We start from the raw sequence: 21,179 nt of genomic DNA, 5'->3' as shown, positions 1-21,179 counted from the left end.
CCGCTCCAAATACGTCCGCTCCTGCGCGATCGGCCGGCCTCTCATACCTGCATTCGCCACAAGCGATCTCCTCTATCGGGAGAGATTCGAGCTATCATTATAATGTGACGAACTTGCGTTCCAGATGACTAGGGCGTGAACCCATAAACTTGGAAGCGGACAACGTCTGTTTTCGTGCGCGTAACGGACTCAAATCGGTCATGGCCCCAGGTCCGAAAGTGCCAAAGAGCTACATCGACTCGATTACGGTCCGTCCGCTTAGGTGGCAGGGATCGTAAACTGAAAGAGAGCACCCTGCGGTTCGCACGGGAACGCCCACAACCGTCGCGATGGGCTTTGATGATCGAGCGGCAGACAGATAGGCCCATGCCCTCGGGCTTGGTCGTGTAGAATGGCTCGAACAGACGCGGGAGGCTCTCCGGGCTCAGCCCCGGGCCGGTGTCCCGCACCCCGACGCGCACGCCACCTTCGGACGGGACGGCATCGATGCTGATCTGTAATTCGCGCGCGCCTTCCCCAATACCACTCATGGCCTGAATAGCGTTAACGATTAAGTTCAGCATCACTTGTTGCAGTTGGACCCGATCGCCTTGGACACGCGGCAACTGAGGCGCCAGTCGTGTGCTCACTGTGACGCCGGTTTTGACAGCTTCGCTGTAGGTCAGGGCTATCACCTCGACGATCGCCTCGTTGAGGTCTACGATCTCCGCCCGCGGCGCGTTCTGCTTTGTGAGAGTGAGCCCGACACGATCGACGGTCTCCGCACAGATGTCTCCGGAAGGTTGCTTGTAGCTCGAATCCAGAAGGGTACGATTGCCGTCATGAAACCAAACGGAACGGTTCAGAAGGAGATTGCGTTGAAAGGCAAAGAACCGACTAATTTGTCGTTTGGTGGCAAAGACGGGAAGACGGTTTTTGTCACGCAGTGCCAAGGCAGGTTCATCGAGTCGTTTCGCACAGACCAGGAAGGACGCGAGCATTGCTTACAGAGGCCCGACTGTTAGAAATGGATCGGCAGCAGCTCGAAGAACGAGCGGGATGAAGCATCCTGCAATCCGACGAAGAAGATAGGCTGTCGCGCTCCTGAGCGACTGTTCGGCCGTAGGGCATCTACTTTGCGGGAGCGACGTCTGGCGCGTGACTCCGGTTTCCTAAACACCGCTCGGACCAGAAACGATGCCATCGAAATAAAACGCGTGGTATCGAACAAGCACAACAAAAAGCAAATGAGCGAAGCTGTATTCTGCCGTTCATAATGGTCCAGTTGCAGGCTCGAGTCCGGGCGAACCATTTACGATATCAGCAGCTGATCACCGTTACAGTGGCGAGAGGCTTCGCCCAGCTCCAGAATTCGTCGCAGCTATTGCGCTGAGCAGGGGCGAAGAAATTGGGAAGTGGGGACCTCTCCTTTCATTCGCTTTGGTATCCAATTGCACCACGCATTTTTGACAACCATTTTGGTTCGGCACCGCCAATTGCATCATGTGGGGATGACCACGTTATCTCGTGCGTTCTTTGTCGGCCGCTGTACCAAGCTAGGCCAAGGAGGCGCGTGAGATTGTCGCCCGTGCCGGAATCGCAAGTCGAGGACAAGGGCGACGAGACTAGCCACGCCGTGGCCTGCAAACGATAAGGCTCTTATCTGATGAACGAGTTCGGACAGAAGGGAAAGGTACCGCTCTCGGAACGGCTCTCGGTGTCACCTGAGGAGGCAAGCGCCCTCACCGGGATCGGGCTGACCTCCATTCGTGAGGCGATCAGCGGCGGTGATCTCAAGGCCAAGAAGCACGGGAGGCGTACGATCATCCTGCCGGACGATTTGAGAGTATGGCTCAAAATGCTGCCGGATGCCGGCAAGCCGATTGAAGAAAGCCCCGCTTAGGCGGGGCTTTTGCTTTTCGGAGGTGCTGCGAAGCCGACCGACGGTTGAGAGAGCCGGTAAATAATTGGCAATCGAAAACAAGGCCTATAAAAAAGATACAACAATTATAGCATCTTATCTGATCCCATCACGAATCATGTATCCGGCGCCGCGGATCGTGTGCAGCAAGGGCCGCTCGAAGCCCTTGTCGATCTTGGAGCGCAGCCGCGAGATATGCACGTCGATGACGTTGGTCTGCGGATCGAAATGATAATCCCAGACGTTTTCCAGGAGCATGGTGCGCGTCACCACCTGCCCTGCATGCTTCATCAAATATTCGAGCAGGCGAAACTCGCGCGGCTGCAGCGTCAGTTCGTCCTTGCCGCGGGCGACTCGGTGCGACAGCCGGTCGAGTTCGAGATCGCCGACCTTGTAGGTGGTTTCCTCGGCCGGACCGCCATGGCGGCGCGACAGCACTTCGACACGCGCGAGCAGCTCGGCGAATGAATAGGGTTTTGGCAGGTAATCGTCACCGCCGGCGCGCAGGCCCTTGATGCGGTCGTCGACCTGGCCGAGCGCGGAGAGGATCAGGACCGGCGTGCGGTTGCCCTTTTCGCGCAAGCTGCCGATCAGCGACAGGCCGTCGCGCTTCGGCAGCATGCGGTCGACCACCAGCACGTCGTAATCGCCGCTGTCGGCGAGCGACAGCCCTTCCTCGCCATCGCTGGCGAGATCGGCGATATAACCGACTTCGCGGAACGCCTTCACCAGATAGTCGGCGGACTCGCGGTCGTCTTCGATGATCAACAGGCGCATTTGGGAGGCGGTTGCGGTCTGAGAAGCGGTTGTGCTCACGTTGTGGGCCTTTTCTCACCATGGCGCGTGGCGCATGCCGATGCAAGGCAACGGGGAACCCGCGCAATTATTTGTGTTCCCAGAGCTTCGGTCTCCGAAGCTCTGGATTCTTGTTTTGACGCGTTTTCATCACGCAAACCGGTGCCCACTTTGCTCGAAAACGCTTTCGTGTAGAAAAAGCGGGCGGCGAGGCTGGGGGACCCCGCCGCCCTTTTCCCTTCCGACAGAGGGGGGCGTATTCCATCGAAAGGTAGCTGGAGGGAGCGAGTTTTGCACCCGCTCCCCGGAAGGAGCCGTCGGCGGGGGCGACTGTTGCCGGCGAAACCCTCCATCTCGTATTTAACCCTTCGCTACCGGCACTGCCACGAACCGCGACGAACCGCCGCTCTTCACGCGCATGAGAACGCTGCTCTTGTTGTCGGTGCGCGCCGCGTTGATCGCATCACGCACTTCGCCAGCGGTAGCGACGCTCTTGCCGGCCACTTCCAGGATCACATCGCCTTCCTTGAAGCCGCGCTCGGCCGCCGCACTCTTCGGGTCGACCTCGGTGACCACGACGCCTTCCTTGCCGGCGCCGGCCACGCTGTTGGCGGGGGCAACCGTCATGCCGAGCTTCGGCACGTCGGTTCCCTTGTTCGGCTTGGCCTTGTCGCCGTCGTCGATGCTGGCCTTGGCCTCAACGGTGTTCGGCAACTGGCCGAGCGTGAGATTGACGACCTTGTCCGCACCCTTGTGCAGCACGTTGAGCTTAACCGCGGCTCCCGGCGCCAATCCGCCGATGGTTCGGGCGAGTTCGCGCGCGTCCTTGACCGTTTCGCCGTTGACAGCGGTGATGACGTCGCCGGATTCGATGCCGGCCTTGGCCGCCGGACCATTGGCCTGCGGTTCCGCCACCAGCGCGCCTTCCGCCTTTTTCAGGCCGAGGCTGTCGGCGATATCCGAAGTCACGGGCTGGATCTGGACGCCGATCCAGCCGCGGGCGACCGAGCCCTTGTCCTTGAGCTGGGCGACCACGCTTTTTACCGTCGAGGCGGGAATCGAGAACGCGATGCCGACGCTGCCGCCGGACGGCGAATAGATCGCGGTGTTGACGCCCATCACCTCGCCGGCGGTATCGAATGCCGGTCCACCCGAGTTGCCCTTGTTCACGGGCGCGTCGATCTGGATGAAATCGTCATACGGACCGTTGCCGATGTCGCGGCCGGAGGCCGAGACGATGCCGGCGGTCACGGTTCCGCCGAGGCCGAACGGATTACCGACCGCGAGCACCCAGTCGCCGATCCGCGGCTTGGAGTCGGACAGCTTTGCGAACGGGAAGTCGGTGCGGCCGGCGACCTTGATCAGCGCGAGGTCGGTGCGCGGATCGGTGCCGATCACCTTGGCGGAGTAGCTCTTGCCGTCGTCCATCGTGACTTCGACCTTGTCGGCGCCGTCGACGACGTGATTGTTGGTCACGGCATAACCGTCAGGCGAGATGAAGAAGCCGGAGCCCTGGCCGGTCACCGGGCCACGGCCGCCACGCGGGTTACCGCGCAGGCCGGGCGGCAAACCATCCGGTCCACCGAAGCGGCGGAAGAAGCGCTCCATCGGCGAGCCCGGCTGGAACGGCGAATCGTCGTCCCGGTTGGCGCTGTCGTCCTTGTCCTTGCTGGCAACCTTCTCGGCGATGTTGATCTTGACCGAAATCACCGACGGCTTCACGCGTTCGACGATGTCGGCAAAGCCGATCGGCCGCTCAACCTTGCGGACTTCGTTGTTGACCTGCGCGTGCGCCGCGCTGGTGAACACATCGACCGGGCCCGACGAAGGGCTGAAACCATAAACCGCGGCGCCGAGGCCGGCGACGACGGACGCCATCAGCGCGAATTTGCGCGCCGAGAAAAGCTGACGGCGCGGGGCGCCATAGGACGGAAGCGAGGACAGATCGACGGGACGTTCAGTCATTTTGGGAAATCTCCAGATCCAGAATTCGACGGTGCGGGGGGCTGGGCACCTGACAGGACGGAAGATGGGGTCTGGCGCCTTACCGCGCGCTGGCGAGGGAATTAAACTTTTGTAATGGAGGCGGTTATGGCTGCGGCAGTTTAGCGCAGGCAATCCAAGGGCTTAGCGCCGGCCGAAAGTGGCGTTTTGAGGGGCGTTGCGGCCCCCTCATTTGCTGCAAATGGCGCTGCTAACCGCCCTTGGATTTACTGGATTTTCTGGACTTATTCCCGGATTTGCTGCTCGCGCCATTGGCCAGGATATCCGCCATCTTCTCGATTTCGCTGGCGTCGTCCCACTTGCGGTCGGGGGCGAACACACAGCGCGTCAGGAAATACCCGACATGCATGCAGTGCACGGCGCGGGCCAGCACCTCGACATCGACATCGCTGCGGAGCCTGCCGTCGGCGCGCAGGTTGTCCAGGCTTTCGAGCATGGGTTCCCAGATATGCCGCTGCCACAGCTCGGCCATCGCGCCTCTGATGTCGTCGTTCTGAATCATCTCCGCGGTGACGGTGCGGGCGATTCCCGGGTTCTTGACCACCATCGCCATCTCCTCGCTGGCGGCCGCGATGAACCAGTCCTTCAGGCTCGGGGCCCTCGCCTTGATCTGCTTTTCGCGCGTCTCCCACTGCCGCGTCAGGCCTCGCTGCAGCATGATCGGAAACAGCACGCGCCGGACCAGATCGTTCTTTGAGGGGAAGTAACGAAACATCGTCTTCTCGGTGACCCCTGCGCGCCGCGCGATCTCGGCCGTCGTCGCGCCGTCGACGCCGCGCTCGCCGATCAGGGCGACCGCGGCATCGATGATCGCCTTCTCCTTGGCCGTGGCCGGTGTGAGGAATTTTTCGGTCTCGCGTTCGAGATCGGCCAGCGACAGGCGGGATTTTCGGGCCGGTTTTTGATCCATGACTTTGAAAATTCCCGCTTTTCCAAAAAGTATAGTGATCACTATCTTTTTATATAGTGCCCACTTTACTCCGATGTATAGTACGCACTATACTCTTCGTCGTCGTTACGCAAGTGCGCCGAGGCGCCGCCGCCCGCGATACTTGCCAGGAAACGGAGATCACGATGACCGCATCACGGCAAACGCTGCTTCGCATCAACGCCCTCTTCCTGCTTGCCGCTTCGGCCGGCGGCTTCTACAGCGACGTGCTCGGCATCTTTTTCGCAAGCGGGCCCGTCGCCAAAATCGTCGCGGCCGCGCCCTATTCCGGTCTCGGCTTCATCGAGGCGCACGGGCTGGCCTTCCTGATGGGCATTCAGATGTGGCGCGCCGAACCATCGCGCGCCTGGCATCTCACCGCCGTGGCGATTCACGTCCTGCTCGGCACCTCCAATCTGGTATTCTGGCAACTCTTCGTCGCCGCGGACATGCTGGTCGTCGGCTATGTGACGACGGCGCTGCACGGGCTGTTCGTGGTGCTGCAATTGATTGCCGCGAGCACCATCGCGGCCCCGATAACCGGACATGCCCGGGCCTGAACAAGATCATTTCGTATCCATTTGAAAGATTAAGGAGCTGGACGTGACACGCGAACAGAAGACCGTTGCGATCGGAGCCGCGAGCGGTGTTTTGACGATGGTGCTGGCGGTTGCCGGCATCTACCGGCTTTGGCCGGATACCGCAGCCCTCACAGATGTTGCCAGCCGGCTCGCCTTCACCCTGAAGGCCAATGCGTTTGCGGCGATCCCGCTGCTGGTCGGCATCATCACCGTCGGCAACAACCGGTTTCTCAGCGAAGCCATCGATCCAACGCTGCACAAGGAAGACGCCGCGACCGAGATCAACGGCCGGGTGCTCGACAACACGCTTCAGCAATACGTGCTGTTTCTGGCGGGCACGCTCGCCCTCAGCGTCACGCTGACGGCCGGGCAGACCAAGGTCGTTGCCGCCGCCGCCATCGTGTTCTTCGTCATGCGATTTGCGTTCTGGGTCGGATACCGGATCCATCCGCTCTATCGCGCCTTCGGCATGTCGTCGACGATCTACCTCAACGTCGGCATTCTCGGCACGGCGGTTTGGAAGACCCTGTGGGGATAGACCAGCCCTCAGGTCTTCAACTTCAAGCGTCCCATAAAATCCCGTTTGCCGAGCGGAACGCCGTTGGTGCGCAGGATGTCGTAGGCGGTGGTGGCGTGGAAATAGAAATTCGGCAGCGAGAACGACATCAGGAAGCCTTCGGCCGTGAACGGCAATTTGCGGTCGCCGAGCGCGAAGATGACGTCCTTGCCGCCGAGCGCATTGACCGCCTCCGGCGTCAGCGCCGACAAGGCCTCGCGGGCCTGCGTCACATGCGCCTGCAATCCGGCGAAGTTGAACGGGGTCTTGAACGACGGCGGATTGAAGAGGCCCTGCTGCACGCCTTCGATGGCGCCGCGGGAATGCTGGACGACGGAAATGATCTGGAAGCGGAACGGCAGCATGTCCGCAGCCAGCCGCGTCTCGACGATCGCTTCCGGATCGATGTTGTTCTCTTCAAAATGGCTCAGCGCGCGGTCGAGAAAGCCGCTGACGGCACCGAGGGTTTGCAGATAGTTCGCCACGCTGGCGTCGTAGAGCGAAAATGCCATGTCCGGATTCCCCCTGGGCGATGTTGTTTTTGACGGCGCAATGTAACGGCGGAACCGGCCGGCTTGCAATCGGCACAGGCTTAGGCCGGCTTTTCCGGCGACGTTTCCTTGGCGATCAGCCGCTCCAGGCGGGCCTCTTCCTCGGCAGTCAGCTTGAGCAGACCCTCATCTCTCGTGCCCGGGAATTTCGAACGGCGCCGGCTGTAGATCCATAGCGCCAGTCCGCCACCCCCGAGCGCCAGCGGCGGCAACAGCCACAGCACCAGCGTATGCGGGTTGAACCGCGGCCGCAGCAGCACGAATTCGCCGTAGCGCGCCACCAGGAAATCGATCACCTGCGTATTGCTGTCGCCGGCCGCAATCCGCTCGCGCACCAACAGCCGCAAGTCGCGCGCCAGCGGCGCCTCGGAATCGTCGATCGACTGGTTCTGACACACCATGCAGCGCAGCTCGCGCGACAGATCGCGCGCGCGGGCTTCCTTGCCCGGGTCCGCCATGATCTCGTCGGGCTGCACGGCATAGGCCGCCGGGCATCCGATCAAGAGAAACGCGGCAAATGCCCAGGCCAGGAGCGCTTTCAATGGATCACTCCGCGGCCTGCAACGCCCGCGAAGCCTTCGCAGGCTTCGGCGCGCCGACGCGCAGGCGCCGGTCCGACAGCGACAGCATGCCGCCAAACGCCATCAGCACGGGGCCCCACCAGATCAGCAGCACCAGCGGCTTGTGATAGATGCGCACGGCGACCGCGCCTTCGTTGGTGCTCTCGCCGAGCGAGATGTAGAGCTGGCTGGCGCCGCGCGTCAGCAGCGCGGCCTCGGTGGTCGACGATCCCCGCGTGGTGAAATTGCGCTTCGACGGCGTCATCACGCTGAGCTTCTCGCCGTCGAGACGAACTGTGAACTGCGCGATCATCTCGCGGTAATTCGGTCCCTGCCGCTGCGTGACGCCGTCGAGCTTCAGTTCGTAACCGGCAACCCTGGCAACCTCGTTCGGCTTCAAGGTGCCGATATATTCGCTGTTCCAGGTGGTCTCGCAGACGATCCCGATCAGGGCCACGCCGACGCCGGCATGCGCGAACGCGGTGCCCCAGGTCGCCCGTGGCAAGCCCCGCGCGCGTTGCATCGCGGTCGCAAAGGGGGCGCGAAACAAGGCCGTGCGCTCGGCGAGATCAGTCATCGCGCCGGCGATGACGAAGATCGCAAGCCCGATCGCGAGCGGCGCAAAGGTGCTGCCGCCATAGGTCCATGCATACGCCACGGCAATCGCGACCAGCGCCGCGATGCCCGCGGCCGTCAGCCGCTGCGCCGCGCCGAGCAGGTCGCCGCGCTTCCACGCCAGCAGCGGCCCGAACGACATCGCCATCATCAGCGGCACGAACAGCGGCCCGAAGGTCAGATTGAAGAACGGCGCGCCGACCGAAATCTTGTCGCCGGTCAGAACTTCCAGCGCCAGCGGATACAGCGTACCGACGAACACCGTCGCGCAAGCCGTGGTCAGGAACAGGTTGTTGAGCACCAGCGCGCCTTCGCGCGAGATCGGTGCGAACAATCCGCCCTGCTTCAGCGTCGATGCGCGCCAGGCATACAGCGTCAGACTGCCGCCGATGAAAAAACAAAGGATCAGCAGGATGAAAACGCCGCGCGTCGGGTCGGTCGCGAACGCATGCACTGACGTCAGCACGCCCGATCGCACCAGGAAGGTGCCGAGCAGCGACAGCGAGAAGGTCAGGATCGAAAGCAGTATGGTCCAGACCTTCAGCGCATTGCGCTTTTCCATCACAACGGCGGAATGCAACAGCGCGGTACCGGCGAGCCACGGCATCAGCGAGGCATTCTCGACCGGGTCCCAGAACCACCAGCCGCCCCAGCCGAGTTCGTAATAGGCCCAGTACGAGCCCATCGCGATGCCGAGCGTGAGGAATATCCACGCTACCAGCGTCCAGGGCCGCACCCAGCGCGCCCAGGCCGCATCGATCCGCCCTTCGAGAAGGGCTGCGACCGCAAACGAAAACGAAATCGAGAATCCGACATAGCCGAGATAGAGCATCGGCGGATGCACCGCGAGGCCGATGTCCTGCAGCACCGGATTGAGATCGCGGCCCTCGATCGGCGGGGTGGCGATGCGCAGGAACGGGTTCGAGGTCATCAGGATGAACAGATAGAACGCGGCCGCGATCCAGCCCTGCACCGCCAGCACATGGGCGCGCAGCGACAGCGGCAGATTGTTGCCGAAGGCCGCGACGAGACCGCCGAACAGCGCAAGGATCGCCACCCACAGCAGCATCGAGCCTTCGTGATTACCCCAGACGCCGGTGATCTTGTAGAGCAGCGGTTTGGTCGAGTGCGAATTCTCAAACACGTTGGCGACGGAGAAATCGGAACCGACATGGAGCATCACCAGCGCCGTGAACGACACCGCCACGAACAGCAATTGCGCCAGCGCCGTGGAGCGCGCGACATTCATCAAGGCGACATCGCCCCAGCGCGCCCCGGCGATCGGCACCGTCGACTGGATCAGCGACAGCGCCAGCGCCAGCACCAGCGCGTAATGTCCGGCTTCCGCGATCACTTAGGCGCCCCCTGCGTGGGCGCCGCCGAAGCGCTCGGCTTGGCGCCATAATCGTCCTTCCAGTGCCCCTGCTTCTTCAGCGCGTCGGCCACGTCCTTGGGCATGTAGGTCTCGTCATGCTTGGCGAGCACGGTGTCGGCCCTGAACACGCCTGTTGCGTCGATCGCGCCCTCGGCGATGACGCCCTGCCCTTCACGGAACAGGTCGGGCAGGATTCCCTTGTAGGCAACGGGCAACTTCGCGGCGCCGTCGGCGACGCTGAAATTCACCGCCAGATTGTCGCCGCGCACCAGCGATCCCGGCTGCACCAGGCCGCCGAGGCGGAAGCGCTTGCCGGCCGGAATCTGCTTCTCGGCCGCCATCGAAGGGGTGGAAAAGAACACGATGGAATCGCGCATCGCGTTCAGCACGAGCGCCGCCGCCACCGCGAGCACCGCGAGCGAACCGCCGATCATGGTCAAACGCCGCTGCTTGCGCGTCATGATAATCCTTTGGTTCCCTGCATGATGGGTTCCATCATCCGTCAAGCCCGAGATTCTTCAGGCCTTCATTGAGCTGGCGCAAGCGTTCGGCATCGTTGGCAACCGCCTGGCGTGCATCGCCTAGCGCGCTCACCGCCTTGTCGCGCTCGCCCATCACCATATAGGCCCGCACCAGCCGCAACCATCCCTCAACATCGTCGCCGTCCTGCTTCAGCCGTGTGGCAAGGCGGTCGACCATGCCGCGGATCATCGCGCCGCGGTCGGCCTCGTTCATGTCCTTGGCCGCCGCCATCGCATCATTCGACAGCGCGGGTGCCGCCGGACCGCCGACCCGCACCAATGCGGCCTGAACCAGCGGCCGCCACGGCGCATCGGCCGGCGCCTTGGCCAGCATCGCGCGCCAGATCGCGGCGGCGTCGGTGCGACGGCCATCCTGCTCGGCGGCAAGCCCGAGGAAATAGCCGGCTTTGGGCTCGTCGGCGTTCAGCGCCGCCGCACGTTCGAATTCGGCTTTGGCCAGCGAGGTCACGACGCCGCCCGCCGAACCGGTCAGGGCTTCGCCGAGATCGGACCGACGCTCGGCGCTGTCGCCATTGTAAGTGATCGAATTGCGCAGCGCGCGGATCGCGTCGTCGTAGCGGCCGAGCCGCGCCAATGCCGGGGCCAGCACGCTCCAGCCGCGGCCGTCGGTCGGATTTTTTTCCAGATGCGCCTCGACCTGCGCGATCAGATTGTCGATCGGCTGGTTGACGTCGGGGGCGCGGCTGCGGCTGGCGAGCGGGAAATCACCGAGCTGCGGCGATCCCAACGAAAGGTAGAAAGCAACCGCCGCAACCGGCAGCCCCACCAGCGCCAGGACGGTCGAGGCCCGGCGTAGCCCGAGGTTCGCCTGTGCCGGCAGGTCATCCCTGCCATCCGCGGCCGCCAGCAAGCGACGGCTGATCTCGACGCGCGCGGCTTCCGCTTCCGAGGGCCCAATCAGGCCGGCGGCGACATCGCGATCGATCTCGGAGAGCTGGTCCCTGTAAACGGCTGCCTCGCTGCCGCCGGCTTGCACCGCCGAACCGCGACTCAACGGCCAGAGCACGGCAAAGATCGCCGCGACCGTCATCAGCGCGAACACAAACCACAGCGTCATCAAGCGGTTCCCGGGCGGAACGGCGCCTACGAAGCAGGCACCGATAGCGCCGCTTTACACCACCGGCGGCAAGCCCGGCAATTGACAATTGCGGCAGAAAAACCGGGGAAACCGGAGTGGTCGCAGACTCACCCGTGTGGGCACCGCAGAGTCAGCCGGCGCGACGCGCGAACCCACGAGAAACTTCGCGCAGATCCTGCAAACCCCGGAGAGTGACGCGTGAGTCACGCCACCCAGCCCGAGCGCCGGATTCGCCGCACTGAATCAATCTTAAATTGATCGTAGATAATTATACATCCGGAGACATGCAGGTGCCTACCTTTTGATCTTGGCGACGGAAATCTCGCGCGTCCGATCAAACATTCCCGACGCGGCCGCTGCAGGGTGCGGCAGCAAGCTATAGCATTTGCACCAAGACGTAGGCGATGCTACATAATGGGGTGAATACGTTAATTCCCAGCCCCTTAGAGGCAAAACCGATGCGATCCTGGAAAGCTCTTCGACGCGACGCCCTTCCCTTTGGCCTTGTTGGAATTCTGGATGGCCCGAAGGTTCGCCGCGGCGCCGCGTTGCTTGCGCTGCCGTTCTTGTTCCCATCGCTTCCGGCGTCGGCACAGGATGGAGTGGACAGAACCGCGATCGCGGCCGCGCTGCTGCCCCGCGATCTCAGCCCCTGGGGCATGTTCATGCAGGCCGACATCGTCGTCAAAGCCGTGATGATCGGTCTGGCTTTTGCGACCCTGGTGACCTGGACGGTTTGGCTGTCGAAGACGATCGAGCTGATCAAGGCGCGCCGCAACGCGAAGAACGCTTTGCGCGAACTCGCGAGCGCCAGGAACGTGGAAGACGCCGTGCGGCAGGTGCCCGAGGGGGCGGTTGCCCAATTGCTCGAAGGCGCGATGGCGGAACTGAAATTGAGCACCGATCGAATGGACAAGGAAGGGATCAAGACCAGGGTTGCGTCCCGGCTTCAGCAGATCGAGGCGGCGGCAAGCAGGCGCATCGGGTTCGGCACCGGCGTGCTGGCAACCATAGGATCGACCGGCCCCTTTGTCGGACTGTTCGGAACGGTGTGGGGAATCATGAACAGCTTTATCGGAATCTCGAAGTCGCAAACCACCAATCTCGCGGTGGTCGCGCCGGGGATCGCCGAGGCGCTGCTGGCGACGGCGCTCGGGCTGGTGGCGGCTATACCCGCCGTCATGATCTACAATCTGTTCGCCCGCCAGATCAGCTCGTATCGGGCGCTGCTCGGGGACGGGTCGTCGGAGATCACTCGCCTCGTTGGCCGCGACCTCGACGGCGGCGCCCTGCTCGTCCGGCGGCATCTCGCAGCGGCGGAGTAGCGGCGATGGCTGTCAGCGTTAACCAGAGCAATGGCGACCTTGCGGAAGTCCATGAGATCAACGTGACACCGTTCATCGATGTCATTCTCGTCCTGCTCATCATTTTCATGGTCGCCGCGCCGCTCGCAACCGTCGACATCGCGGTCGATCTTCCGGCTTCGAATGCGGAGCCGCAGCCGCGGCCCGACAAGCCGGTCTATCTGACGGTCAAACCGGACCTTTCGCTGTCCGTCGGGAACGAGACCGTGGGGCGCGCCGCGCTGCCCGGCGTGCTCGACGCGAGCACCAACGGCCACAAGGACAGCCGAATTTTCCTGCGCGCCGACAAGCTCGTCCCGTATGGCGAGGTGATGCAGGTGATGAACATGCTGCGCGCCGCCGGCTATCTGAAAGTCGCCCTGGTCGGGCTGGAGCAAGCCTCGTCGCCATGATGCAGCTTGCGGCCGAAGATCGTTCCGACCTGCAGCGCTGGATGTTGAGCGGCCTTGCGGTGCTGTGCGTCTACGCCGGCGCGACTGCCACGCTCGCGACCTGGCGCTATCCGGACGACACCGCGGCTACCGAACCATCCGGCGCGATCGTGGTCGACCTCGCACCGCTGCCGGCAGCGCCTGCGACAACCCCATCCGACGTCGCGCCCGGCCCGGAACAGGTGATGTCGGAAGCGCAGCCCGTGGCGAAGCCCGAGGTGACTCCGCCCGATGAAACGCCTGAGTTGCCCCCCGCTCCCAATCCGGACGCGGCCGTGGCGCTGCAGAGCAAACTACAGCCTGAGGTGACGCCGCAGCAGCAGGCGGCGGCCGCCACAACATCGGCACCCGCCGCGGTCCCTGATCGCATCGCGCCGGTAGCGGTGGCGCCGACACAGGGCGCGCCGAGTGCGAAAGATTCGGAAGCCGTGGTGACATGGCGAACCAAAGTCCTCGCCTTGATCGAAAAGAACAAGCGCTATCCGGAAGCCGCGCGTCCGCGGCAAGGGACGGCACGCGTGTCGTTTGCGCTCGATCGCAAGGGAATGGTGGCCAACGCGCGCGTGATTGAAAGTTCGGGCTCCAGCGCGCTCGACGAGGAAGCGGTAGCGCTGCTCAAGCGCGCGGAGCCTTTTCCGACGCCGCCCGCAACTTTTCCAGGCGATTCTGTTGTCGTGAGGCTGCCGATCCGCTTCACCGTGAAATAGCACGGACAAGAACGGACTGCAGAGTTGCAGATATCAGACGTCCGCGGCGGCGGCGTCAGGACCAGGCATCGGTGAAACTGAGTGGGCCGCCTGCCTTGCTCTAAAATTCAGGCGGCCCCGCCGACCATATCAATTGTCCTGCCCCACGGCAGAGGCCATAGCCAGCTGGACAAAGTATGAGCAGACGTATTTGAAAGTCTTGTGACAGAGGCCGCCGCCAGCCCAGTTTGCGCCACAACACCGGATCAATCCGCAATGATCGCGCCGCCGGCGCCGAACTTGTAGTTCACGCCGACCCTGACGCCATCACTGGTCACCCTGGTGTTGGAATCGAACGCGACCGCCGTGTTGGCGGCGGTGGCCGGCGTGGAACGCACCGAACCGAAATCCATGTGAAGATATTCGAGCTTGCCGGTCCAGTTGCCCGCGAGGCGGGTCTCCAGACCGCCGCCGACGGCCCAGCCAAACCGGTAGGTGTCGGTATCCAAAGCTGCCGTCGTCGCGGCACCCGCATTATCAAAACCCGCGACAGACGCCGACGTCGTTATCTTGCCGAACGGCACGCCCGCCGTGACATAGGCAAGCAGACCGGGCGAAACGAGCGCGCCGACGCGCCCGCGAACGGAGGCGACCCATCCCAGTTGGTAATCCAAGCTTGCCGTCACGGGTGCGTCGAGCGGAGCCAGCGCCGCGTTGCAGACATTGCCGGCACAATTGGTGGTGTTGCGTCCGCGCTGATTGCGGTATTCGAAATCGCCTTCGATGCCGGCTACCAATCGGCCGGATGTCCAGTTGTAACCGGCCTGCCCGCCAAAACTGGCGGTGCCGCGCGTGGAGAACAGCCGGCCGCCGTCAAACGGCAGGCCGGTCGCATCCTCGCTGAACACCGCGCTGGTAACAGCCCTGCCGCCGACATACCCGACATTGCCGCCGGCATAGATGCCCGCCCAGTTCCAGGCCGCGTCGAGCATCCGCGGCGATTTGTAGACCATGTTGCCGCCCGGCCCCCGCGCCATCCCGAAAGACGAACCCGGCGCTCCGCTCGGCCGATCGACACCGTATTTGACGTTGAGAAAGAGTTTGAAGCCGCGACCGGGCTGCAGGATCTCGTCCTTGTGGAATTGAACGGCATTGCGGATGTTGGCGTTGAGCAGATTGTCGCCAACTAACCCCGTCGCGACCTCGACCGCGCCCCACGGCGAATCCTTCCAGAACTGCCGGTTCTCCACCTGCACCTTGAGCAGATCGTATCCGCCAGTCGTCGTATCGAACTGCGAAACGTCGTTCTGTGCGAAGGCGTGCAGCAGGCCGATGCGGGCGAACCAGCTGTCGTTTCGCCAGTAGGCGCCGCCGCCGAGCCGCATCGGAGGGATGCGCGGAACATTGCTGCCGTCGGTGAACGTCGCGCGCACGACATCGAATTGTCCATCAACACCAAACGTGCCGCTCGCGAGCGGTGCGACGTCCCATTGCCAGGCCAGCTCGCCGCCGCGAAACGTCGCGTCGCGCTGATCGTAATTGACCTGGATGTAGTCGGTGCCGGCTCCGCAGGTGGCAAACGTTTCCTGGCAAAGGATGCCGGTGGCGCGCGAGAAGATGAACTTGTCGTACGACGTGTAATAGGCGTTCGCGGCGAACCTGAAATCGCCGGCCGTGCGCTTCAGGCCGATTTCCGCCGTCTGCGCGGTCTCGATCCCCAGGTTCGGATTGCCGATCTTGAAGGTCTTCTCCGAACCATCAGGACCTTGCGCGAACAATTCAAGCGCGCGCGGTGCGCGTTCGATCCGCTGCAGCGTCAGGCTCGCGACCAGGTAGGACGGAAGATCCTTGATGATTCCGAAACTGACGCTCTTCGGCATGAAGTCGAGCTTGGCCGCGGCCCTGCCCGGTTCATTGGGCGGCGGCAGAAAATTCGGCGGGAAGGTGAACGCCGTTCCGGCGATATCGACGCCCTCGATGCGTCCCGCCAATTGCGTGCGCAGCGTCTCCGTGTGCCTTACCTCATTGAGGAAATACGCCGCCGCCGTTGTGGTCTTGGCAGGAAGCAGGATGGCCTGGCCGGCCGTATCCAGTTGCTGGTAGGCGCCCTGTGCACCGACAATGCTGGTCAGCGCCCCGATCGGCGTGGCGAACGCCGCAGATTCGAGCTCGATCTTGCCCTCGGTCTGCGTGTTCTTGAAGGTGGCCGTGATCCCCTCGTAACCGGGACCGGCGAGCACAGTCTCGTCATGCCTGTACTCCGAATATCCGGTCCAGTACCTGACGGCCGCAAGCGCGGCCGCGTCCGGGCGATATTCGCCCTTGCTGGTAATCTTGGTCTGCTCGAGATCGTTGTGCTGGCGGGCGGCCGCGGTCGCGATACCCGGAACGAAATAGTCGCTGGTGAAGCGCGAGACCGCGATGCCGGCATAGCCGCCGTCGAACAAATAAGAGCCGCCGACCGCCGCCCCCGCGCTCTGCGAGGCCGAGTTCGGTTGCCTGCCGTTGCCGACGGGCGCGGGGTTTGGGGGAACGAGATAGGGATAACTCGGGATGCTGTAATCGCTGGAGGATCGCCCATAGATGTCGGCGTGAACGGCGGCGTTGCGACCGCCGGCATCCAGCAACAGACCGCTTTCCCATCCTTTGTTGACGCTCGTCACACCCGATCTCAGTTCCGCGGCCACCCCACCCACTGGAGCGGCGGTCGGAATTCGGTTGTTGTTGACGTCGACCACGCCGCCGACGGCCTGCGAGCCGAACCGGAGCGCTCCCGGTCCGCGAACGACGTCGACCTTCTGGATCGCGAGAGGATCGATCGGTACGGCGTGGTCCTGCGCGATATCCGACACGTCGACCGCACCGACGCCGTTCTCCTGAATGCGGACCTTGGCGTCCGACAAGCCGCGCAGAATGGGGCGGGACGACTCCGTGGCCAGTCCCGCGGAAGTCGCGCCGGGCATGTTGGAGAACAGGCTGCCAAACCCGCCATTGCTGCTGCCGGTCTGGATTTGATTGCTGCCGATCGTCGACAACGGCGCAAACGGCGGATTGAAGGGCGAGGCTGGCGCGGCCGCCGGGGCGGGACCAGGCAGCGGTGCCGCGATGGCCCGTGAAGGCCGGCCGGGCTCGGAGCGCCCTGCCCGCCGCGCCGGCTTGGGCTGGCGCCCCTCCACGGTCACTTGCGGCATGTCGATTTCAGCCGGAGCGGCGGGCTTGTCTTGCGGCCCGGCGGCGGTGGCCGGTTGCGGCGGTGCCGTCTGCGATTGAGCGGGAGCCGCCGGAGCTTGTCCCGTTGCCGGGGCTGCCGGCGCGGGCGGCTCGGCAGGCGCCTGAGGTGCGGCCGGAGACGGCGATGGCGCAGGCGTAGCCGTCTGCGAGAGCGCCGCAGCCTGGCTCAAACATACCATTGCAAATGCAGACGTGCCCAGAAGGGCCATTCGTGTCGCGCGCATCTCGTCCCCAACCTTCATCGCGCTACAGGAACCGGTCCGGATAAGCTGCGACCTTAAAACGTAGGTAAGGCTACATGTTAATGTTGCCCCGTTAACTGTCAAGACTGCCGCGGCCGGTCGTCGCAAGCTCGTGCCGGCCTGTTGCGGATTCGCGACACGCCGCCAACTTGCAATGTGGTCGGCAGCACGCCATGGTCTGCCTCCTCTCGATGGATTCGCCTGGAAAGGTGCCGTGTTGCGCAAGCCCTCGACAGACCGGGCCAAATCGATGCAGCCGCTCCCCACGGAGCAAACGCAGGCGCGCCGCTTTGGAAAAGCGCGGTCGGCGCGCTCGACCGCGGTTCTGGAAGATTATGTCGAACTGATCTCCGATCTGTTAGGCACGACCGGCGAGGCGCGCCCGACCGATATCGCGCGCCGGCTCGGCGTGTCGCACCCGACGGCCATCGACACCATCGCGCGGTTGAAGCGGGAAGATCTCGTGACCGCGCGGCCCTATCGCGGGGTGTTCCTGACCGAGAAGGGCGAGACCCTCGCCAAGCGAGTCCGCGCGCGCCACCGGCTTGTGGTGGATGTCTTGCTGGCGCTGGGCGTCCCGCAGGAAGCGGCAGAGGGCGATGCCGAGGGCATCGAACATCACGTGTCGGATGTGACGCTGAAGGCGTTCGCCGAATTCCTGCGCGCGAACAAGGATCGCCGCAAGGTGTGAGGGTGCGACGGCCCTGGCGTCCTATCCGTTGCGGGTGGACTTGCGCTCGGCGGATTTGCGCTCGCCCGTGACGGCGTTTTCGGCCGCCCTGCTCATCAGCGACGCGTAATCATGGCCGAACAGGACTTCGCAGAAGCGGATCGCCGCCTTGGCCTGCATTTGCCGGTAGGCGCGCGCCTTGGTGTCGCCGCCGCGCAGCGCCTGCACCAGCGCCTCGGTCGAGTGCTCGACATAATGCTGCAGGTCGGAATAGGTCCGCAACGTGACCTCGTTGATCGCAAGTTCGCTGGCATAGGTGCGGCAAACCGCGACGAAATCGATCAGGGCCGCGGTTTCCTCGACGTCCGTGGCGTCGATTTTGGGAGCCGACGAAATGTCCTTGTCGGCGCGCTGGCGCAGGATGCGCCGGACCCGGCCGGGCACGCTGTCGATTTCCGACTGCAGCGAATTAGAAATGTCGGCGCGGATCGAGGTCAGCTGCTTGCCCCACGTGGAATCGTTGCGCAGATCGAGTTCGGTGCGCAGGCCGCGCACGCCGTCATGCAGCGTCTTCAGCTGTTCGCTGACATTGTCGAACTGGCCACGCCTGATGTCGGTGCGCAGGCAGGCCGCGAGAAAGGACAGATCGTGCAGCGCGAGCGTGACGGCGATGCCGTACGGCGTCGCGGCGACACGAATTTCATCGTCGGAAGCCGCCATCTTGATCGCGAGGCGGATGATCTGCCACGGCGCCGCCAGCCGCTGCATGATCAGCGACAGCGCGAACGGCAGCAGTTGCGGCGTCTGCAGCGAGGGAACATTGAGCGCCGAGGTCACCGACGCGATCTGGGATTCCGACAACGCCCGCAACTGGCTGGGAAGCCGGCTGCCCAGCGTGTCCATCGCCTCGCGGGCCCGCAAAACCGACCCGATCGACAGGAAGTCCTCGACGACGTTGGGCGGGCCGATACGGGCGAGCGAACGCTGCCGATCGTCGCCCTGCACTGGCGCCGCGACCTTGGCGATCGCCTCAGCGGCGGCGAGCTGGAATTTGCGCGTCTCCGATTCCAGTCCCGCGGTCGAACCGCTCAGCCTGATCTCGGCCAGCGCGGCTTCGAAGGCCCGCGCCTGCTCCGGCGCGCCGTCCCGGGCCAACCATTGCCAGACCGGCAGCAGCGAGGTGCGGCGGATCTGGCCCTGCCGCATCGGGAAATTGCTTTCGACCAGAAACGGCTCGATGGGGCGAAACAGCAGGCGCGCCGGATCGTCGGTCCGCGGCCGTATTTCCTCGTCTTCCTCGGTTCCGCGCACCACCTTGCGCAATTGCTCGAGCACGAGGGTGGCGACCGCGACTTCCTCGCCGCGCTCGATCGCGCGCTCGAACGAGCGCATCAGCAGCGCCTGCGCCTGAGGCGGGAGCTGGGCGAGATAGTCCCTCAGCCGCTCGGTCGATGTCTGGCTCATGCGCCCGGTGTGGATATGCGTGTGTCGTCCGGACGGCAAAGCGCGTCCAACCGCCATCATAAAAGTGCGCGCGTTAAGAAGTCGTTTAGGAATGATGAAATCAAGGGCGGCATGGCCGGTCCCCCGGACCGGATTCAATCGCTTTTCGCGCTCAAACCCCCGGCAGCACCAGCTCGGCCCGCAGCCCGCCGATCGGGGCATCACCGAGCGCAAGGCTGCCGCCATAGAGGGCGGCGAGATCGACCACGATCGAGAGCCCGAGGCCAGAGCCCGGCTTGGATTCGTCCAGCCGCTGTCCGCGCCGCGAGACCTGCGCGCGCTCGTCGGCCGACAGCCCGCGGCCGTCATCATCGACGATGATCCGCAGCCGCGGCCCGGCGCTAGGCTCCGCCGCCGACTCGACCAGCACCTCGATCAGGACCTGCGCGGCGGCCCATTTGCAGGCGTTGTCGACCAGGTTGCCGGCCATCTCCTCGAGGTCCTGGCGTTCGCCGCGAAATTTCGCGCGAGGATCGGCTTTCAGATTGATCGCGATGGCGCGATCCCGGTGGATCTTTTCCATGGTCCGCCGCAACGCCTCGATCGCGGGCGCGACCTCGGTGACGGTGCCGACCACCGTGACGCGCGCGGCGATGCGCGCGCGCTCCAGATGATGCGCCACCTGATCGCGCATCACGTCGGCCTGCTCCAGCACCTTGCTGGCAAAGGCATCGACGGGGTGCGCGGCGGCCTCGTTGACGATGACCGATAACGGCGTCTTGATGGCGTGGGCGAGATTGCCGACATGGGTGCGGGCGCGCTCGACGATTTCCCGGTTGGCGTCGATCAGCGCGTTGGTCTCGCGCGCCAGTGGCGCGATCTCGACAGGAAACTCGCCCTCCAGCCGTTCGGCACGGCCGGAACGGATATCGGCGATCGATTCGGAAATGCGCTTGAGCGGCGCAAGCCCGAAGCGGACCTGGAAGATCGTGGTCAGCAGCAGCACGATGCCGAGCGCCGCGAAGGTGCCGCCGAGGTAATAGTCGAAGCTGCGCGTCTCGTCGAAGATCTCGCCGGCATCGCCGGCGACGCCGATCAGGAATTTGCCGTCCGCGCCGAGGTCGACCGGCCGCTCCACCATCCGCAAAGTCTGCCCCTCGGGGCCGTCGACATAGCCGAGACGGATGCCGGCCGCGGTAAGTTCGGCGCCGTGCTCCTCGAGTTTCGGCAGCTTCTTGTCCCACAGCGAACGCGACACCCGCGCTTCGGGCTTGTCGCCGTCGGTGCGCACAACCTGCCAGTACCAGCCCGACAGCGGCAGCTCGAACAACGGCTCGCCGAGCGACTGGAACGGGTGGTCGGGCGGCTCGTCCGGCGTGGCGACCTCGGCGATCAGGGTGCGCAGATAGAGATTGAGGCGGCGGTCGAAAGCGCGCTCGGTGGCATCGCGATAGACCGACGACAGCACGAACCCGGTGATGACAAGGATCACCACTACCCACGCGGTCGCCGACAGGAACAACCGTGTGGCGAGCGAGGAGCCGCGCATCAGGACGCGATCCGGAAAAGTGGCGGCCGGTTTTCAGACAAAAACATGCTCAAACAAAGAAGTAAGCGTGTTGCTTCG

General features: G+C 64.0%; 18 protein-coding genes and 2 pseudogenes. 8 read left to right on the top strand and 12 right to left on the bottom strand.

The features are described from left to right. Nucleotides 1-128: 128 nt before the first annotated feature. Nucleotides 129-530, bottom strand: coding sequence for an ATP-binding protein (locus JQ600_RS36855; RefSeq protein ID WP_249135927.1), 402 nt, complete (start codon nucleotides 528-530; stop codon nucleotides 129-131). A gap of 207 nt (nucleotides 531-737) precedes the next feature. On the opposite strand from JQ600_RS36855, the pseudogene JQ600_RS15390 reads away from it, so the two are divergent. Together JQ600_RS15390 and JQ600_RS15385 are read left to right on the top strand one after the other, a co-directional pair. Beyond that, a pseudogene (locus JQ600_RS15390) lies at nucleotides 738-1,004 on the top strand (SMP-30/gluconolactonase/LRE family protein); the annotation flags it as partial. 641 nt (nucleotides 1,005-1,645) lie between these two features. Further along, nucleotides 1,646-1,882 (top strand): helix-turn-helix domain-containing protein, encoded by a 237-nt coding sequence (locus tag JQ600_RS15385; RefSeq protein WP_212265366.1) that lies wholly within the window; start codon nucleotides 1,646-1,648, stop codon nucleotides 1,880-1,882. A gap of 114 nt (nucleotides 1,883-1,996) precedes the next feature. Here JQ600_RS15385 and JQ600_RS15380 read toward each other — a convergent pair whose 3' ends face one another. The 3 genes from JQ600_RS15380 to JQ600_RS15370 form a co-directional block, all read right to left on the bottom strand. Next, nucleotides 1,997-2,677, bottom strand: a complete 681-nt coding sequence (locus tag JQ600_RS15380) for a response regulator transcription factor (RefSeq protein WP_192734724.1) — start codon at nucleotides 2,675-2,677, stop codon at nucleotides 1,997-1,999. A gap of 378 nt (nucleotides 2,678-3,055) precedes the next feature. After that, nucleotides 3,056-4,660 (bottom strand): Do family serine endopeptidase, encoded by a 1,605-nt coding sequence (locus JQ600_RS15375; protein WP_212265367.1) that lies wholly within the window; start codon nucleotides 4,658-4,660, stop codon nucleotides 3,056-3,058. A gap of 229 nt (nucleotides 4,661-4,889) precedes the next feature. Beyond that, nucleotides 4,890-5,609, bottom strand: coding sequence for a TetR/AcrR family transcriptional regulator (locus JQ600_RS15370; protein WP_212385541.1), 720 nt, complete (start codon nucleotides 5,607-5,609; stop codon nucleotides 4,890-4,892). Between the two features lie 164 nt (nucleotides 5,610-5,773). On the opposite strand from JQ600_RS15370, the gene JQ600_RS15365 reads away from it, so the two are divergent. Together JQ600_RS15365 and JQ600_RS15360 are read left to right on the top strand one after the other, a co-directional pair. Then, nucleotides 5,774-6,187 carry a hypothetical protein gene (locus JQ600_RS15365; RefSeq protein ID WP_212385543.1) on the top strand — a complete coding sequence of 138 codons (414 nt, stop codon included), beginning with the start codon at nucleotides 5,774-5,776 and terminating at the stop codon, nucleotides 6,185-6,187. A gap of 43 nt (nucleotides 6,188-6,230) precedes the next feature. Further along, nucleotides 6,231-6,746 (top strand): MAPEG family protein, encoded by a 516-nt coding sequence (locus tag JQ600_RS15360; protein ID WP_212385545.1) that lies wholly within the window; start codon nucleotides 6,231-6,233, stop codon nucleotides 6,744-6,746. Nucleotides 6,747-6,754: 8 nt separating this feature from the next. On the opposite strand, the gene JQ600_RS15355 is transcribed toward JQ600_RS15360, so the two are convergent. The 5 genes from JQ600_RS15355 to ccmI all read right to left on the bottom strand — a co-directional run bounded on the left by JQ600_RS15355 (nucleotide 6,755) and on the right by ccmI (nucleotide 11,464). Beyond that, entirely contained in the window at nucleotides 6,755-7,276 is a 522-nt protein-coding gene (locus JQ600_RS15355) for a DUF1993 family protein (protein WP_212385547.1), read from the bottom strand. A gap of 80 nt (nucleotides 7,277-7,356) precedes the next feature. After that, on the bottom strand, nucleotides 7,357-7,857 hold the full coding sequence (locus JQ600_RS15350) for a cytochrome c-type biogenesis protein (protein WP_212385549.1): 501 nt from the start codon (nucleotides 7,855-7,857) through the stop codon (nucleotides 7,357-7,359). A gap of 4 nt (nucleotides 7,858-7,861) precedes the next feature. Next, nucleotides 7,862-9,844: a heme lyase CcmF/NrfE family subunit gene (locus JQ600_RS15345; RefSeq protein ID WP_212385551.1), complete on the bottom strand. Its 1,983-nt coding sequence runs from the start codon at nucleotides 9,842-9,844 to the stop codon at nucleotides 7,862-7,864. Then, nucleotides 9,841-10,326, bottom strand: a complete 486-nt coding sequence (ccmE, locus tag JQ600_RS15340) for a cytochrome c maturation protein CcmE (RefSeq protein ID WP_212385553.1) — start codon at nucleotides 10,324-10,326, stop codon at nucleotides 9,841-9,843. The genes JQ600_RS15345 and ccmE overlap by 4 nt, the downstream gene beginning before the upstream one ends. Nucleotides 10,327-10,360: 34 nt before the next feature. Next, nucleotides 10,361-11,464: a c-type cytochrome biogenesis protein CcmI gene (ccmI, locus tag JQ600_RS15335; RefSeq protein WP_212385554.1), complete on the bottom strand. Its 1,104-nt coding sequence runs from the start codon at nucleotides 11,462-11,464 to the stop codon at nucleotides 10,361-10,363. A gap of 641 nt (nucleotides 11,465-12,105) precedes the next feature. Between ccmI and exbB the strand changes: the two are divergent. The 3 genes and pseudogenes from exbB to JQ600_RS15320 form a co-directional block, all read left to right on the top strand. After that, nucleotides 12,106-12,810 (top strand): annotated as a pseudogene (exbB, locus tag JQ600_RS15330) (tonB-system energizer ExbB); the annotation flags it as partial. A 5-nt stretch (nucleotides 12,811-12,815) separates the two neighbouring features. Then, nucleotides 12,816-13,241 carry a TonB system transport protein ExbD gene (exbD, locus tag JQ600_RS15325; RefSeq protein WP_212265377.1) on the top strand — a complete coding sequence of 142 codons (426 nt, stop codon included), beginning with the start codon at nucleotides 12,816-12,818 and terminating at the stop codon, nucleotides 13,239-13,241. After that, nucleotides 13,238-13,987 carry an energy transducer TonB gene (locus tag JQ600_RS15320; protein ID WP_212385558.1) on the top strand — a complete coding sequence of 250 codons (750 nt, stop codon included), beginning with the start codon at nucleotides 13,238-13,240 and terminating at the stop codon, nucleotides 13,985-13,987. The genes exbD and JQ600_RS15320 overlap by 4 nt, the downstream gene beginning before the upstream one ends. 245 nt (nucleotides 13,988-14,232) lie before the next feature. Here JQ600_RS15320 and JQ600_RS15315 read toward each other — a convergent pair whose 3' ends face one another. Continuing rightward, on the bottom strand, nucleotides 14,233-17,157 hold the full coding sequence (locus JQ600_RS15315) for a TonB-dependent receptor domain-containing protein (protein ID WP_212385560.1): 2,925 nt from the start codon (nucleotides 17,155-17,157) through the stop codon (nucleotides 14,233-14,235). Nucleotides 17,158-17,653: 496 nt separating this feature from the next. On the opposite strand from JQ600_RS15315, the gene mntR reads away from it, so the two are divergent. Beyond that, entirely contained in the window at nucleotides 17,654-18,130 is a 477-nt protein-coding gene (gene mntR, locus JQ600_RS15310) for a manganese-binding transcriptional regulator MntR (protein ID WP_312010846.1), read from the top strand. 21 nt (nucleotides 18,131-18,151) lie between these two features. Here mntR and JQ600_RS15305 read toward each other — a convergent pair whose 3' ends face one another. Beyond that, a complete protein-coding gene (locus JQ600_RS15305) occupies nucleotides 18,152-19,573 on the bottom strand; it encodes a hypothetical protein (protein WP_212265380.1) in 1,422 nt (473 codons plus the stop codon). 151 nt (nucleotides 19,574-19,724) lie between these two features. Then, nucleotides 19,725-21,101, bottom strand: a complete 1,377-nt coding sequence (locus JQ600_RS15300; protein ID WP_212265381.1) for a sensor histidine kinase — start codon at nucleotides 21,099-21,101, stop codon at nucleotides 19,725-19,727. Nucleotides 21,102-21,179 lie beyond the last annotated feature (78 nt).

Source organism: Bradyrhizobium sp. AUGA SZCCT0176, from assembly GCF_018130145.1.
Classification (GTDB): Bacteria; Pseudomonadota; Alphaproteobacteria; order Rhizobiales; family Xanthobacteraceae; genus Bradyrhizobium.
This window is presented reverse-complemented; position numbering and strand designations above follow the sequence as displayed.

Bases quoted from the DNA above. Each gene is read 5' to 3' on its own strand.
- ccmE (WP_212385553.1), bottom strand. From the start codon at position 10,326: ATGACGCGCAAGCAGCGGCGTTTGACCATGATCGGCGGTTCGCTCGCG.
- JQ600_RS15375 (WP_212265367.1), bottom strand. From the start codon at position 4,660: ATGACTGAACGTCCCGTCGATCTGTCCTCGCTTCCGTCCTATGGCGCC.
- JQ600_RS15315 (WP_212385560.1), bottom strand. From the start codon at position 17,157: ATGCCGCAAGTGACCGTGGAGGGGCGCCAGCCCAAGCCGGCGCGGCGG.
- JQ600_RS15305 (WP_212265380.1), bottom strand. From the start codon at position 19,573: ATGAGCCAGACATCGACCGAGCGGCTGAGGGACTATCTCGCCCAGCTC.
- JQ600_RS15320 (WP_212385558.1), top strand. From the start codon at position 13,238: ATGATGCAGCTTGCGGCCGAAGATCGTTCCGACCTGCAGCGCTGGATG.
- JQ600_RS36855 (WP_249135927.1), bottom strand. From the start codon at position 530: ATGAGTGGTATTGGGGAAGGCGCGCGCGAATTACAGATCAGCATCGAT.
- JQ600_RS15380 (WP_192734724.1), bottom strand. From the start codon at position 2,677: ATGCGCCTGTTGATCATCGAAGACGACCGCGAGTCCGCCGACTATCTG.
- JQ600_RS15385 (WP_212265366.1), top strand. From the start codon at position 1,646: ATGAACGAGTTCGGACAGAAGGGAAAGGTACCGCTCTCGGAACGGCTC.
- JQ600_RS15370 (WP_212385541.1), bottom strand. From the start codon at position 5,609: ATGGATCAAAAACCGGCCCGAAAATCCCGCCTGTCGCTGGCCGATCTC.
- JQ600_RS15365 (WP_212385543.1), top strand. From the start codon at position 5,774: ATGACCGCATCACGGCAAACGCTGCTTCGCATCAACGCCCTCTTCCTG.
- JQ600_RS15300 (WP_212265381.1), bottom strand. From the start codon at position 21,101: ATGCGCGGCTCCTCGCTCGCCACACGGTTGTTCCTGTCGGCGACCGCG.
- exbD (WP_212265377.1), top strand. From the start codon at position 12,816: ATGGCTGTCAGCGTTAACCAGAGCAATGGCGACCTTGCGGAAGTCCAT.
- JQ600_RS15355 (WP_212385547.1), bottom strand. From the start codon at position 7,276: ATGGCATTTTCGCTCTACGACGCCAGCGTGGCGAACTATCTGCAAACC.
- ccmI (WP_212385554.1), bottom strand. From the start codon at position 11,464: ATGACGCTGTGGTTTGTGTTCGCGCTGATGACGGTCGCGGCGATCTTT.